The following is a 14,530-nucleotide window of genomic DNA, read 5'->3' as shown; positions in this document are numbered from 1 at the left end:
ATACCTCACTCAGACGTAATCCCGAATCGATCGATTGCTGCAGTCATTATATCCTTAAAGATAGGCGTGACGACGCCGTCCCCAGGAACCTCATTTGCGCCCACAAAGCACACCAGTTTGCTTGACGAATCCGCCAAAAAGCCCGTGAACGCCAAGTTGTACACGTTCTTGCGGTAGCCGCCGTTCTCCTCATCGTAGATCTCGGCCGTGGAGGTCTTGCCGGCCACGTTGAACCCGTCGATGGCGGCCTTTGCGCCCGTGCCATCGGTGACGACGGTCTTGAGCATCGACTGCATGTCCCCGAGGGCGTCGGTGTTCTCGATGACCTGGGTGGTGCCGTAGGCGGGCGTGGTGCCGCTTTGCGGCATGCCGATGAGGAAGTGCGGCACGCACTCGACGCCGTTGTTGACGATAGCGCCGTAGAAGCGCGTCATCTGCAGCGGGGTGACCGACACGCCCTGGCCGAACGAGACGTTGTACGCCTGGACCGCCGACCACTGGTCGTAGGGCGCGAGCATGCCGAGCACGTCGGTGCCCTCCTCCCCTTCGCCGGGATAATCCACGCCGGTGTCCGAGTGCAGGTTGTAGCGGACGATGTGGTTGTACAGCTCCTCGAAGCCCATCTTCTCCGTGGCAAGCGAAATGCCGACGTTGGAGGACTGGTCGAGGATCTGGCGCAGCGTGAACGTGGCGTCGCCGCGCTCGTGGGCGTCGGAGATGGTATAGCCGTCCGCGGTGATCGAAGCCGGGCAGAACAGCTCGGAATCGGGTGTGAGCGTGCCCGTCTCCAAGATGGCCATGGCCGAGACCGACTTGAAGATGGAGCCGGGCTCGAACAGGTCGGTGACGCACTTGAGCTGCATGGCGCCTTCCTTGACCTCGCTTCGGTCGGCGGGATTGAACAGCGGAAGGGATGCGGCGGCATAGATCTCGCCGGTGGAGCCGTCCATGAGCACGGCAGAGCCGCCCGTGGCGTTGAGGCCCTTGCAGCCCGATGTCAGCGAATCCTCCACCTGGCGCTGCAGCTCGATATCGATGGACACGACGATGTCCTGCCCGTCGATGGCGTCCACCTTCTCGTGCGTGCCGCTGGGGATGAGCTGGCCGGTCTGACCGTATTCCTGCTCCATGTAGCCCGGCGTTCCGGACAGCACGTCGTTGTACTGCGCCTCAAGGCCGCAGATGCCGTAATAGTATTCGCGGTTCGTGTCCGAATCCACGCCGATGCTGCACGCGCCGACCACCTGGCCGCCCACCTGGGCGTTGGGATACTCGCGGCGGCTTTCGGAGACATAGTGGATGCCAGAGGCGATGGTTTCGGCTTTGCGACCCGCCGCCTTGGCGTCGGCCGTCTCCTTGTTCTGCGCCTCCTCGACGCGCTCGGAGGCCAGCTGCTTGACCTCGTCGCCGACTGAGGTGTCAGCCTTGCGCTTGATGATCGAATAGTACGTGTCGCTGGCGGTGACCTTTTCCAGGTAGTCCTTCGCCTCGCCGCCGAGAACCTGCGCCAGGATGCCCGCGGTCAGGTTGGGGTCGCTCACCTCGACGGGGTTGACGTAGATGGTGGTCGCGTCGACGCTGGTGGCGAGCACTACGCCGTTGCGGTCGTATATGGTGCCGCGGCGCGGCTCGAGCACGATCTTGGACGTGCGCTGCGCCTGGGACTGCTCGGTGAACTCGGGGGCCTTGATGACCTGCAGCCACACGAGCTTGCCGAAGAACAGCGCCACGACAAGGCCGAACAGGAACAGGGGCGCAAGCGCGCGCTCGGCATTGAGGAACGCGATGAAGCCCGCAATGCCCGATTTGGGCTGGGCGGGCTGACGGCGGGATTCGCCGTTTCGCGAGCGGGACGTGCGCGCATCGCGCTCGGAGCGCGCGTTGCGGGAACGGCTCTGCCCCGAAGCGCCGTGACGCCCGGAGCGGTATGCGCTGCGGGCGTCGGTGCGGCTTGCGTGTTGGCCTGACGAACGGCCGGATCTGCTGTTGTTCGCGCGACGCTGGGCATCGCGGGCGCCGCCGTCGTTGCGAGGCGGGCGGTTTCGATTCTGCATAACGGGCTACTCCCCGGCGTTGGTGGCGGTCTCCACGCTGCGGGACAGGGAAAGCGACCCATCGTCGTTGGTGGAAACCACGTCTTCGGGCATGTTGATGGTACCCACTTCCGCAGGCGCCGCCATGCCGAGCTTCTCGGCCTGCATGCGCACGCGGGTGGAGTTGGAAAGCAGGCTTTGCGTGACCTCGAGCGAGCTGCCCTGCGCACGGGCGTCGTCGATCTGGCTGGAAAGCGCCTGGGATTGCATGGAGGTGGTCACAGTGGCCGCCGAAAGGGTGAGGCTTGCGATGCCCACCAGGGCCAAAACCGCCATGACGATGATCGCCGCCTTCAGCACGAGGCCGGGCGTGACGGTGGAGGCGGGAGCGGCGGAGCGGGTGCGCTGACCGGGCACGACGGAGATGCGCGTGCGCGGGGCGCGCTCGACGGCGCGTTCGGGATACAGGGAATACGCAGGCTGGGCGCTCATGCTCCACCTCCTTTCGTGTTTCTGCTTCGTTTACGGTGGCACGTTGCGCGAACGGGTTCGCTCGGTTGTCGTGTTGTTGCTATCGTCGTGCTGCGCTACAGCTTCTGCGCCACGCGCAGCTTGGCGCTGCGGGCGCGGGGGTTGCGCGCTATCTCATCGGCCGTGGGAACGATGGGCTTTCGGGTAAGCACCTTGAGTATCGGCTCCTTGCCGCACATGCACACCGGAAGATCGGGCGGGCAGGTGCAACGGTTCGCGAAGCTTTGGAACATATCCTTGACGATGCGGTCCTCAAGCGAGTGGTAGCTGATCACGCAAATGCGCCCGCCGGGGTTCGCCCAGCGGATGGCAGCTTCCAAGCCGCTTTTCAGAACGTCAAGCTCGCCGTTGACTTCGATGCGCAGGGCCTGGAACGTGCGCTTGGCGGGGTGTCCGCCGGCGCGGCGCGCGCTTGCCGGGATGGCCGCCTTGATGACGTCGACCAGCTGCGCGCTCGTTTCAAGCGGGGCCTTCTCGCGGGCGCGGACGATGAAATCCGCGATGCGGCTGGCCCACCGCTCATCGGAGTAGGAGCGGATGATCCGAGTGAGGTCTGCTGCGTTGTAGGTGTTCACGACCTCTGCTGCGGTTAGGGTGTTTTTCCCCGGATCCATCCTCATATCAAGCGGGCCGTCCTCCTTGAAGGAGAAGCCCCGTGATGGCGTGTCGATCTGAACGGAGGATACGCCGATGTCGAACAAGAACGCGTCCACACCGGGAACATCCACGCTCAGAAGCGCTTCGTCCATGTTGCCGAAGTTGTTGCGCACCAGTTCCAGATGCGGGCGCAGCTCATCAGGCAGCGAGCCGAGTTTGCGGGCGGCCGCGGCAAGCGCCACGTCGTCCTGATCGATGCCGATGAGGGTGCCCCCGCATCCGATGCGCTGGGCAACTTCGAAGGAATGCCCTGCCCCGCCGAGCGTTGCGTCCACGAACGTCTGCTGCGGTTTGAGGTTCAAGTGCTCGAGGCACTCGGGGAGCAGGACCGGTATATGCCGAAACTCTTGGTTTGCCAATTCGCTCACGCCTTCCGATTAGCTGAACAACACGCTCAAGTCGATGTCGTCATCCTGCTCATCGAAGCGCTTTGCGTCCCAGATCTCGAAGTAGCCCGTGTTGCCCAATGCGACGACGTCCTTGTCGATGCCGGCCTTCTGGCGCAGCTCGGCGGGGATGCCGATGCGCCCGGCGTTGTCGACGCTGACGTTGTTGGCGCGGCTCTTCAGCTTGCGGCGCAAGCCGACATGGGCCTTGGACGTGGGGTCGTAACCGCCGAACTTGCTATCGAACAGCGACACGATCCAGTCCTCGAACGCCTGAGGCTCGAATGCGTACAGGCACTCGTCATCGGGGCTGAGGGTTACCACCAGATCTTCCGAAAGGACCTTGCGAAACGCGGCGGGCAGGGACATACGGCCCTTGGCGTCTACCTTGTGTCGGTAGGAGCCGTTCATGTCGATCGGCTTGTCGACGCCTTCTGCCATGCCTTCCTTCCGCTGCTTTCCGTTTGTTCCGTTCGGTGTTTGGGATTCTACCCCACTTCATCCCACTTCGCAACATCTTGCGGCACGTTTTGGGCGGTTTTGCACAGGCGTTGACCCCTTGTAACCTGCCTGATTCATTCGTAAAACAGGTGTTTTCAGGGGTGGTTTCCATATGGTGCGCAAGGTGGTTCGCCAACCACAATATATAGATTTGCGCTTGGGCAAAAATGGGGTGGGATGAAGTGGGATTGCATTTGTGCGGATTCGGTGGCGTGGGGCGATGTGGGGCGAGTGGGACGAAGTGGGAGGCGTTGGCACGACGGCTGCCGCCGCGCTGCGGGAGACGCTGCCCGTTGTCCGCCGGTTCATTGTGAAAGATGGTACCGGTTACCGTCTTTAACCGATAGCGGGACCGGTTGAAGACGGTTGCGAACGCTTTCGCTCCCCAACCTTTACGCGCGCGGGTGCGCGTGCAGGTACTCCTCGCGCAGGTGGCTGCGATCGACGTGGGTGTAGACCTGCGTGGTCGAGATGTCGGAATGCCCCAGGATGTCCTGAATGACGCGCAAGTCCGCCCCGCCCTGCAGCATATGCGTGGCGAACGAATGGCGCAGCGTGTGCGGATGCAGGTTGTCCACGCCGATGGCAAGGCCCGCGCGCGCCACCACCTTGAACACGCTTTGACGCGTCAGGCGGCCGCCGCGGGCGTTCAAGAACACGGCGTCGGTGGGTTTGGCGTAAGGCTTGGTCAGCTGCGGGCGCGCATTCTCCAGGTAGTCGGCCAAGGCGGTTGCCGCCGCACCTGATATCGGGGAGATGCGCTGCTTGCCGCCCTTGCCGAGCACGAGCAGATACCCTTGGTCGAGCACCACGTCGGGCAGGTCGAGGCCGCACAGCTCGCTGACGCGCAGACCGCATCCGTAAAGCACCTCGAGCATGGCGCGGTTGCGCACGGCCGCGGGACCGCCCTCCTGCCCCTCAAGCTCTTCGAACAAGCGTTGCACCTGGTCGATGGACAGAACGTCGGGCAGGCGCTCCGGGGTTTTCGGCAGCGGCAGCCCTGCCGCAGGGTTGCTTTCGGTGTAATCCTCGGCCACGCAAAACCGGTGAAAACCCTTCACCACCGACACTCTTCGGCACACCGTCGAGGCGGCATAGCCCTGCGCGAACAGATGCTCCTGATACGCCACGATGGACTCGCGCGACACCTGCGAGAGCTTCTCGATGTCCTGCGAAGACAGGAAATCCCGGTAGGTTTCCAGGTCAGCCTCGTAGGCCTCGATGGTGCGCGGCGAGCTGCCGCGCTCGATGCGCAGGTAGGCGATGTACTCCGCCGCCAAATCGATCAAATCGTCGGTATCGATGCTCTCGTCCACTAGCGCTTCCTTCCCTATCGGTCCATCTTTATATACCCCACCACGCGGAAAAGGCCGCCCAATACGGCGACCTTTTCGCAACAACAACATTATGTAAACCTTCAACCGGTTTAGTCCGAACCCCGGAACCTGCCGGATTACTCGCGATGATCCAGCGCCGCGGCGACGAAGTCGCGGAACAAGGGGTGTGGCCTGGTCGGACGGCTTTTGAACTCAGGGTGGCCCTGGCTTGCCACGAACCACGGATGATCAGACAGCTCGATCATCTCAACCAGGCGACCATCAGGGGAAACACCCGAGATGACCAGGCCCGCCTCCGCCAAGCGGTCGCGGAACGCGTTGTTCACCTCGTAGCGATGGCGATGGCGTTCGTAGATGAGCTCCTCACCGTAAGCTTTGAAAGCCATGGATGCAGGGGCGACTTTGCACGGGTAGGCGCCCAATCGCATGGTGCCGCCCTTGTCCTCGACGTCCTCCTGCTCGGGCATCAGGTCGATCACGGGGAACTCGGCGTTCTCGTCGAACTCCGCAGACGTCGCGCCGGGCATGCCCGCCACATCGCGCGCGAACTCGCACACCGCCGCCTGCATGCCCAGGCAGATACCCAAAAACGGCACGTCATGCGTGCGGGCGTAGCGTACCGCGCAGATCTTGCCCTCGAAGGCGCGCTGGCCGAAGCCGCCGGGCACCAGAATGCCGTCCATGGACCCCAGCACCTCTTCGACGTTGCCGTCGTTGAGCTCTTCGCCATCGATAAGATGCACGTTAACCTGGGTGTTGTTGTATACACCTGCATGATGCAGCGCCTCGATGACCGAAAGATACGCGTCGGGCAGGCTCGTGTACTTGCCGACGATAGCCACGTCGCAGTCATGCTCCACATGGGCGGCCGCGTCCACGAACGAGCGCAGCGGACTCAAGTCGATTTGGCGCTCGGGAAGGCCCAGGCGTTCGAGCACCTTCACGTCGAAATGCTGGTCGTACAGGCCGAACGGCACCTCGTAGATGGACGGGCTGTCAGTGCACGCAAGCACCTCGTCGGGCCGTACGTCGCAGAACAAGGCGATCTTCTCGCGCACCTTGTCCGAGATCTCGTGGTCGCTGCGGCATACGATGAAGTCGGGCTGCACGCCGATGGAGCGCAGCTCCTTGACGGAATGCTGCGTGGGCTTGGTCTTCACCTCGTGGGCTGCGGCGATGTACGGGACCAGCGTGACGTGAATGAACAGCACGTCGCCGCGCTCCTTTTCCTTCCTGAACTGACGCGCGGCCTCGATGAAGGGCTGGGACTCGATGTCGCCGATGGTGCCGCCGATCTCGGAGATGACGATGTCGGCGCCGGACTGGTCGGCGATGCGGCGCAGGCGCTCCTTGATGGCCTCGGTAACATGCGGGATCACCTGCACAGTGCCGCCGAGGAAGTCGCCGCGACGCTCGCGGGCGATAAGGGTTTTGTAAATGGAACCCTGCGTGAAGTTCGATTCGCGGGACAGGTTCTCATCGATGAATCGCTCGTAATGTCCCAAGTCAAGGTCGCCTTCGTGACCGTCTTCGGTAACGAAGACCTCACCATGCTGAAACGGGCTCATGGTGCCCGGGTCCACGTTGAGGTACGGATCCATCTTCTGCATGGTCACCTTGTAGCCGCGGGCCTTCAGCAAATGCCCCAGGGAGGCTGCCGTGATGCCCTTGCCCAAAGACGACACGACGCCGCCGGTTACGAAAATATGCTTGGCCATAGTTCTCCTTCGCGCTTAGAAACCGGTGTATTCCCCACCGCCGATCGCGCTGCGCCCAGGCCGATACGCCTGCAGCACGCCAACGGCAAAACTCCAAACGTTGGTTTATTGTACGCGCCGCGCAACTTCTCCCCCAGCGCCACGCGAGCCTTTTAACAGAGGGGAAACGAAACCGAAACGAGATGGACGGCAAGGACGACGGTGCCGCATTTCCGGCTTTTGCGGAACCGGCCCAGCGGAGCCGAACGGCGACATGCCGGGGCCAAGGACGAGCCGTTGCGCTTTCCTTCGCCCTCTTCGTCGGGCGCAGTCGATAGGACTTCGTTCGCTTTTCGCGTGATGATGTGCGCTTGTCTTCATGCTTTCGCGCGCGAGCCTTATACTGGTTCGGTTAAACCTACCGTCATGGAAAGGGGTTGCGCCCATGCGCATCGGTTTCGACAACGATAAATACCTGGCTTTGCAGGCCGAGCATATTCGAGAGAGGATCGGCCAGTTCGGCGGCAAGCTGTATCTGGAGTTCGGCGGCAAGCTGTTCGACGACTACCATGCCTCGCGCGTACTGCCGGGCTTCCAGCCAGACAGCAAGATCCGCATGCTGCAGCAGATGGCCGAAGACGTTGAGATCATCATCGCCATCAACGCCAACGATATCGAGAAGAACAAGGTGCGCGGCGATCTGGGCATCACCTACGACGAGGACGTGCTGCGTCTGCTGGACATCTTCCGGTCCATGGGCTTCGCCACGGCCGGCGTGGTGATTACCCGCTTCGAGAACCAGCCTAACGCGCTGGCGTTCCGCCATCGCCTGGACAGCCTCGGCATCAAGAGCTACCTGCACTACCCCATCGCCGGGTATCCCTACGACACGGCGCGCATCGTGTCATCGGAGGGCTACGGCAAGAACGAGTTCGTGGAGACCACGCATCCCTTGGTAGTGGTCACCGCCCCCGGCCCCGGTTCGGGCAAGATGGCCACGTGCCTCTCCCAGCTCTACCATGAGCACGAGCGCGGTGTCGAGGCGGGCTATGCGAAGTACGAGACCTTCCCCATTTGGAACCTCCCGCTAAAACATCCGGTGAACGTGGCGTACGAGGCTGCAACCGTCGACTTGGACGACGCCAACACCATCGATCCCTTCCATCTTGAGGCGTATGGGGAAACCACCGTCAACTACAACCGCGACGTTGAAATCTTCCCGGTGCTCAAGGCTATGATGGAGCGCATCCTGGGCACGAGCCCCTACCAGTCTCCCACTGACATGGGCGTGAACATGGCAGGTATGGCCATTGTTGACGACGACGCGTGCCGCGAGGCCGCGAAGATGGAGATCGTGCGCCGCTATTTCCAGGCCGCGGTCGACGAGCGCCGCACCGGTTTGCATCACGAGTATGTTGAGCACCTTGAGCTGCTGATGAACCAGGTTGGCGTGGACACGAACTTCTCGCCCGCACGCTCGGCCGCCTTGCTTAAGGCCGAGGCAACCGGCGCACCCGCCGGCGCCATGGTGCTGCCCGATGGCCGTGTGGTCACCGGCAAGACGTCGGACCTGCTGGGCGCTGCCTCCTCGCTGCTCATGAACGCGCTCAAGGGCGTGGCGGGCGTCGACGAGGACCTGTTCGTCATCTCCGACGAAGTTATCGAGCCCATCTGCGACCTGAAGACGTCCACGCTGCACGCGAAGAACCCGCGTCTGCATTCCGACGAGACGCTGCTGGCGCTTTCCGTGTCCAGCGCTACCGATCCGGTTGCCAAGCAGCTGGTAGATGCAGCCGACCAGCTGCGCGGCTGCGATGCGTTCTTCAGCGTGATTTTGAGCCCCACCGACGAGAAGCTCTACCGCACGCTCGGCATCAACACCTGCTGCGAGCCGAAATATGAGCAGCGTAGGTACTTCCACAAGTAAGCCTTAGCTACATAGTTGCTTGGCGTTCATCGCCAAAGTACTCACGCCCCGCGAGGTTGCTCGCGGGGCGTTTTTGTTTGAGCAAGCGCTCGCGCGCAATGAAATGCTTCCGGATAAGGGTGCATAAGGATGCGTTCGAGGGCTTTTGCGGCATTGTATGCAACGCAAGCGATTTTAGCCGATTGCTTACCGAACCTGTGCTTTACCTGGCGCGTATCGGTTATTCCTTTTGTAGACATCTACACATCGGTTCCTCCTATTTGTGCAGATTAATGGCTAGTTTGTTTGGAAATACCCTTGCAGCGGGTCCCATAGAGCCCTCAAAGCAAACAGGCGAATGCAAAGGGATGACGACACCGTGTACCGGCAACCAACAAGGCATGCAGAAACTAGCACGCACGATGATGCGAGGACGTGATGATAGGTCGCAACATGACCTACATGAAGGTATGCACCGCCAATCGAATACAGCGGTAAGGACAACCAGCAACAAGAAAGGATTGGAGTAGAGGCTGCACAGCACATCCGTTTGACCGACTCGCTCAAAGAGTGCCTGAACGCATACAGCGCACGGCAGAAGCCGTGCAGATAAAAGCCCGCAAAGGTTTCGCAACAACCCATAACGAGCATCAAGCCGAATGCAAGAAGAATGGGCGACCAACCCCAGAGCCCAAAAAAAACGTGCCCTGCGCTCTTCAAACAGCGCAGGGCACGTCAGGAATCACGGGAATCAGAAACCGGAAAGCAAAGCGCACCGCCCTATCGAAGGCGGAACGACTACCGACCCAGCTTCCCGCCGATCTTGCGAACGATGGTGTTGATGAAGGCGGCCTCGGGCACCTTGAGCTTGCAAGCCGGCACGAACGTGACGGCCAAGGCAACCAGCCCACCCGCCATGACATACGCTAGAGCCTGCACGATAGAACCGGACAGCGGGGAAATCAGCGTCTGCAGCAACCACAGCACAGCAGCGCCGGCAGCGGCACCGGCACCGCCGAGCAACACGGCCGTAGCCAAGGCACGTGCCACGGAACGCAGACCGAACGGGCCCAGGGTTCGTCGCAGATACCCGAACAAGCACACGTCCAAAACCAAGTAGAACAGCGCCTCGGCAACGGCGATGGAACTAATGGGCATAACATCGGAATGGCTTGCGGCGAACATGGTCAGGCCGATCTGCACGGCACCCGCAACGAAATTGAAGCCGGCGAACACGCCCATACGACGAAGGCTGGAGAACGTCTTCTGCAAGTAAGTGTTCACGCCGTACAGGGGCAAGGCAACGGCCCACACTGCCAGATACGTGGCGATAGCGGAGACGTTCTCCATGGTGAAGGCACCGGCATGATACAGGGTAACCAGCGGCATGCTGAACACAGCCAGGTACATAGCGAACGGGATCATGAAAAACAGAATCTGATTGGTGCCCGACACAATGCCGCGTTTCACGCCCTCCATGTTCCCTTCCGCTTGCATATCCGAAAGCTCGGTGAACATGGCAGTGGTGATGGGCACGGCGAGGAACGAATACGGCAGCGTGAACCACAGTCGCGCGTAGGCTAGGATGGAAGGACCGTTGTCGGCGAAGTTGTAAGAAGCGGCGTTTTGCACCGACACGATGGCGAAAGAGCACAGCATGACGAGAACCGCGGGAACGCCGATGCCCAACGTCTCGCGAAGCGCTGGGTCGCGCAGGTTCACACGCGGGCGGATGCGGATGCCGTTACGTTTGAGCGCAGGCAGCTGGATAGCCATCTGGACGAACACGCCGGCAGGATTGCCGATGGAGATGATATACAACGCAAGCTGCTGGTCGTACGGGGCCACGAACGAGTACGCCAAGAACGTGACGATGACGATCAGGTTGTTGGCCACCGGCGCTATGGAAGACCACAAGTAATCACGGCTTGCGTTAAGCAAACCCGACACAATAGCCGAACAGCCATAGAACACGATCTGTATCGCGAAGAACTGGAAGAAGAACACCGAAGTGGCCATCTGCGACTGATCGGAGTAGAAGCTTTGCGTATAGATGACCGCAGAGGGGAACAACATGCACAGAAGCGAAACCGCTCCGAGCAGCAGCACCACCAACGTAAGCAAGTTCGAAGCGTATTCGTTACCGGCGCGCTGCCCCAGCTTCTTCTTCACCGAAACGTACACCGGCAAAAACGCGGTGACGATCATGCCACCGCACACCAGCTCGTAGAGCTGGTTGGGAAGGTTGTTCGCCACTTGATAGGAACTTGACAGCAGCGTGGAGCCGAGCGCGAAGGCCATGGCCCAGGTGCGGGCGAAACCGGTGATACGGGAGACGATGGTGCAGATGCTGATAAGGGCCGCAGACCCGCCGATGGCAGCAGTGGAGCCTTGGTCGGCGCCACCCTGAGAGGGGCAAGATTCACCAGATGCGGGATCCGTCACATGCGTGTCGGGCTGGGTTTGCGGGGAAGCGGCCGAAGCCGCGAGATCGGCAGAACGAGTGTGTCGAGCTCGTGCGAGCTTGTCGGACATGAAAATGCGCTTTCTCGTGATGGTATGATTGCTCATCATAGCAAACACGGAAAGAGGCCCCGCATGCACATCCTCATCGTGCGTAATAACTCCAACTCGCAGGCGATCGATGCATCGTTGCTGCTGGTAACGTACCTGGCCACACAGGGAATCGACTACACCGTGGTGGACTCCTCGAACCTCGCCGCCCCCCTGGCGGCCCCCGAGCTTTCCGAGCTGTTCGAGCACGGCGTGGACATGGCGGTGGCCTTGGGCGGGGACGGGACCATCCTGCGAACGGCGCGTCAGGTGGGCTTCCACGGCACGCCTATCCTGGGCATCAACTACGGCCGTCTGGGCTTTTTGGCGAACCCGAATGAATCGGGAGTCATGGAACCGCTGGTTGCGGCGCTTTCCGGCGACGCGGCCCATGAAGTGCGCACGAACCTGGATATACGGGTGGTGTGCGAAGGCGAGGCCGACCCCTACGCCGATGACGGCGCCGGCGCCGAACCCGACGAGCCGCGTGAGTTCTTCGCGTTGAACGAGGTTGCCGTCACCCGCGGCGCCAACGGCCGCATCATCGATTTCGGGTTGGGCGTTTCGGGATCGCACCTGGCGAACATGCGCGGCGACGGCTTGGTGGTGGCAAGCGCCACGGGCTCCACAGCCTATGCGCTGTCGGCAGGCGGACCGCTGATGGCACCGGGCTTCACGGGCCTAGTAGCCGTTCCCATAGCGCCGCACACGCTGCACTCCCGCGCCGTGGTCACTGCACCGTCCGATGTGGTTGAAATGGACCTGTCCGAAAACCAGGACGATCGCGACGCCACCCTGTTCATAGACGGCGAGCTGGTGGAGCTCGACAGACCCCTTCGACGCCTGTACGTACGCCGGGGCGACGTACCTACCACCCTGCTGCGTTATAAGGACGAAGGGTTCTATAACCACGCAGCGAAGGTGTTCTTCTAGGAAGCGCGTCCCATAGAAAGGACAAAGGGCTCGCAGGCCTCGAATAGGCTTGCGAGCCCTTTGCAATAGAATTCGGAAACGCAAGAAGCGAACCACATACCGTTGACGGATCCCGTGAAAAGGCTTTTCCAATAGCGCACGGAAACATCCTGAGCAGGCATATGCAGAAGAGCGCGCAATCGAACATCCGCGATTTCGGTGGCAACCAACCTGCTGGCACGATGCATCCAATCGCTTTACTAGGGAAGACGGCAAGAGCGCTTGACCAAACAGGAAAACGAACCCGAAACCTTACAGTTCAACTCGCTCGAAGAACTCTTTGCCAACGCCGCAGACGGGGCAAACGAAGTCATCGGGCAGTTCGTCGACGTACTCCATATGCCCGCAGATAGTGCAACGCCAGGCAATTTTGGGCTGCTCGGCACCATTCGACTCGGCCGGCGCGGCAGCGGGTTGTTCATCACCCAGATAGCTAGAAGCCTTCGGAGGCGTCTTGCCGCCCTTGACCTGATGATAGAACGCATACGTCATCGGGGAACCCGCATCGGCGATCTTGGCGCACTCCTGCACCTCCCCCACGAACAGCACGTGCGTGCCCAAATCAAGCTCGGAGACCACCTTCGCGGAAAACCAAGCGCAGCATTGCTCGGCCACATAAGGCATGCCGGCTTCATCGCGCGCGCTTGCATGCTGGGCAAACTTGTCAAGCTCGGTGGAAGTATGGAATCCGAACGTACCGATCAGCTGCATGTCGGCCTGCTCGGACAAGCAAGACGCCGTGAACCGACCGGCCTGGCGCACGGCGGCCGTGGTGGCGTTTTCCTTGTTCAGTGCCACGCTCACCTGCAAGGGAGATGAAGTGACCTGGGCGAACGTGTTAGCTACGCATCCGTAGTCCTTGTCGCCGAAACGCGTGCCGATGACATACATGCCGTAACTGAGCGAATGGAACGCCTGCTTATCGAACATAGGAGCCTCCTTAGTCCCGCTTTGCTCGTTCGAGTATAAATAATAATGGTTCCTAATAGTGTTAGCTTATCACTCCTGCGCCAATAACAGGAAGGGCGGAATGACGAAAATCGGAAGGTTGAAACGCCCAGAGACAATGCCACTAAATAGAAGAGCCGAAAGCAACCAGAAACGCAAAGCGATCTGATGCGGCACGGCCCCAGCCGCGCCGTCGGCTGCACGCCGCACAGCGCGCTTCATCCTCCGTATCTTCGACTATACGCCGCTCAGCACCCCGATTGCGGCGCAACAGCAAAGCGTTACCGACATGCTGCATACGTGCAACGCCACCGAAATGCAGGAAGACCCGCTTTCGCGGGCCTTCCTGTTGCTTTTTGTGCAGTGCTTTTTGTGCTTGGTGCTGTGGTGCTATTCGGCAGCGGTCTCGGCAGCAGCCTCAACCTCGGCCTCTGCGGGAGCCTCGACGGCCTCGGCAGCGGCGGTAGCGGCCTCGATCTCGGCAGCCTTCTCAGCCTCAGCAGCGGCCTTCTTGGCGAACTCCTCGGCACGCTTTGCCTTAGCGGCGGCCTTAGCCTCGCGCTCGGCCTTCTTTGCAGCCTCGATCTCGGCGGCCTTAGCGGCGCGCTCGGCCTTCTTGGCAGCCTCGCGAGCAGCCACCTGCTCCTTGGCGGAACCGAACTTGTCGGCGAAGCGCTGGACGCGTCCGCCGGTGTCGACGAAGCGCTGCTGGCCGGTGTAGAACGGATGGCACACGTTGCAGATGTCGACCTTCAGCTCGGACTTCGTCGAGCGGGTGGTGAAGGTGTTGCCGCAGCTGCACTTGACGGTGCACTCCACGTACTCCGGATGGATTCCTTGTTTCATAGTCTGGTACTCCTTTTACCGTGCCTTGGTTTCCGACCAAGGCGGAAGACAAGCCTTTGCATTATAGCACGGAAAACGCCGCACGCGATGATGTTTGCGCGCGGCGTTCACATGTTTTCCGCGAATGAGAGCCCCGGGAAAGATTGCCCATGCCAATCGCAAG

General features: G+C 61.2%; 11 protein-coding genes. 2 read left to right on the top strand and 9 right to left on the bottom strand.

What is annotated here, in order from left to right; all coding sequences use genetic code 11:
* Positions 1 to 5: 5 nt before the first annotated feature.
* From RDW26_RS05070 to RDW26_RS05045, 6 genes are all read right to left on the bottom strand, one after another.
* Positions 6 to 2,054, bottom strand: coding sequence for a penicillin-binding protein 2 (locus RDW26_RS05070; protein WP_307982762.1), 2,049 nt, complete (start codon positions 2,052 to 2,054; stop codon positions 6 to 8).
* Positions 2,055 to 2,060: 6 nt separating this feature from the next.
* The gene (locus tag RDW26_RS05065) at positions 2,061 to 2,525 is read right to left on the bottom strand and encodes a cell division protein FtsL (protein WP_042433310.1); all 465 of its coding nucleotides are present in this window, start codon (positions 2,523 to 2,525) and stop codon (positions 2,061 to 2,063) included.
* A 95-nt stretch (positions 2,526 to 2,620) separates the two neighbouring features.
* Positions 2,621 to 3,580: a 16S rRNA (cytosine(1402)-N(4))-methyltransferase RsmH gene (rsmH, locus tag RDW26_RS05060; RefSeq protein WP_202898054.1), complete on the bottom strand. Its 960-nt coding sequence runs from the start codon at positions 3,578 to 3,580 to the stop codon at positions 2,621 to 2,623.
* 18 nt (positions 3,581 to 3,598) lie between these two features.
* On the bottom strand, positions 3,599 to 4,048 hold the full coding sequence (locus RDW26_RS05055) for a division/cell wall cluster transcriptional repressor MraZ (RefSeq protein WP_114620302.1): 450 nt from the start codon (positions 4,046 to 4,048) through the stop codon (positions 3,599 to 3,601).
* A 452-nt stretch (positions 4,049 to 4,500) separates the two neighbouring features.
* Entirely contained in the window at positions 4,501 to 5,424 is a 924-nt protein-coding gene (xerD, locus tag RDW26_RS05050) for a site-specific tyrosine recombinase XerD (RefSeq protein ID WP_307982761.1), read from the bottom strand.
* A 137-nt stretch (positions 5,425 to 5,561) separates the two neighbouring features.
* A complete protein-coding gene (locus tag RDW26_RS05045; protein ID WP_307982760.1) occupies positions 5,562 to 7,163 on the bottom strand; it encodes a CTP synthase in 1,602 nt (533 codons plus the stop codon).
* 424 nt (positions 7,164 to 7,587) lie between these two features.
* On the opposite strand from RDW26_RS05045, the gene RDW26_RS05040 reads away from it, so the two are divergent.
* The gene (locus RDW26_RS05040; RefSeq protein ID WP_307982759.1) at positions 7,588 to 9,069 is read left to right on the top strand and encodes a DUF1846 domain-containing protein; all 1,482 of its coding nucleotides are present in this window, start codon (positions 7,588 to 7,590) and stop codon (positions 9,067 to 9,069) included.
* A 777-nt stretch (positions 9,070 to 9,846) separates the two neighbouring features.
* Here the strand turns inward: RDW26_RS05040 and murJ are convergent.
* Entirely contained in the window at positions 9,847 to 11,583 is a 1,737-nt protein-coding gene (gene murJ / locus RDW26_RS05035; protein ID WP_307982758.1) for a murein biosynthesis integral membrane protein MurJ, read from the bottom strand.
* A 63-nt stretch (positions 11,584 to 11,646) separates the two neighbouring features.
* Between murJ and RDW26_RS05030 the strand changes: the two genes are divergently transcribed.
* Complete coding sequence (locus RDW26_RS05030) at positions 11,647 to 12,534, top strand: NAD(+)/NADH kinase (RefSeq protein ID WP_307982757.1); 888 nt, start codon at positions 11,647 to 11,649, stop codon at positions 12,532 to 12,534.
* A gap of 291 nt (positions 12,535 to 12,825) precedes the next feature.
* Here RDW26_RS05030 and RDW26_RS05025 read toward each other — a convergent pair whose 3' ends face one another.
* Positions 12,826 to 13,503: a flavin reductase gene (locus RDW26_RS05025; RefSeq protein WP_307982756.1), complete on the bottom strand. Its 678-nt coding sequence runs from the start codon at positions 13,501 to 13,503 to the stop codon at positions 12,826 to 12,828.
* 408 nt (positions 13,504 to 13,911) lie between these two features.
* Positions 13,912 to 14,367 carry a 50S ribosomal protein L31 gene (rpmE, locus tag RDW26_RS05020; RefSeq protein WP_042433290.1) on the bottom strand — a complete coding sequence of 152 codons (456 nt, stop codon included), beginning with the start codon at positions 14,365 to 14,367 and terminating at the stop codon, positions 13,912 to 13,914.
* Positions 14,368 to 14,530 lie beyond the last annotated feature (163 nt).

The organism is uncultured Senegalimassilia sp., from assembly GCF_902464545.1.
Classification (GTDB): domain Bacteria; phylum Actinomycetota; class Coriobacteriia; order Coriobacteriales; family Eggerthellaceae; genus Senegalimassilia.
This window is presented reverse-complemented; position numbering and strand designations above follow the sequence as displayed.

Excerpts from the sequence above, each read along its gene's own strand:
- RDW26_RS05030 (WP_307982757.1), top strand. The coding sequence starts at position 11,647 with ATGCACATCCTCATCGTGCGTAATAACTCCAACTCGCAGGCGATCGAT.
- RDW26_RS05040 (WP_307982759.1), top strand. The coding sequence starts at position 7,588 with ATGCGCATCGGTTTCGACAACGATAAATACCTGGCTTTGCAGGCCGAG.
- murJ (WP_307982758.1), bottom strand. The coding sequence starts at position 11,583 with ATGTCCGACAAGCTCGCACGAGCTCGACACACTCGTTCTGCCGATCTC.
- RDW26_RS05025 (WP_307982756.1), bottom strand. The coding sequence starts at position 13,503 with ATGTTCGATAAGCAGGCGTTCCATTCGCTCAGTTACGGCATGTATGTC.
- RDW26_RS05070 (WP_307982762.1), bottom strand. The coding sequence starts at position 2,054 with ATGCAGAATCGAAACCGCCCGCCTCGCAACGACGGCGGCGCCCGCGAT.
- RDW26_RS05045 (WP_307982760.1), bottom strand. The coding sequence starts at position 7,163 with ATGGCCAAGCATATTTTCGTAACCGGCGGCGTCGTGTCGTCTTTGGGC.
- rpmE (WP_042433290.1), bottom strand. The coding sequence starts at position 14,367 with ATGAAACAAGGAATCCATCCGGAGTACGTGGAGTGCACCGTCAAGTGC.
- RDW26_RS05055 (WP_114620302.1), bottom strand. The coding sequence starts at position 4,048 with ATGGCAGAAGGCGTCGACAAGCCGATCGACATGAACGGCTCCTACCGA.
- RDW26_RS05065 (WP_042433310.1), bottom strand. The coding sequence starts at position 2,525 with ATGAGCGCCCAGCCTGCGTATTCCCTGTATCCCGAACGCGCCGTCGAG.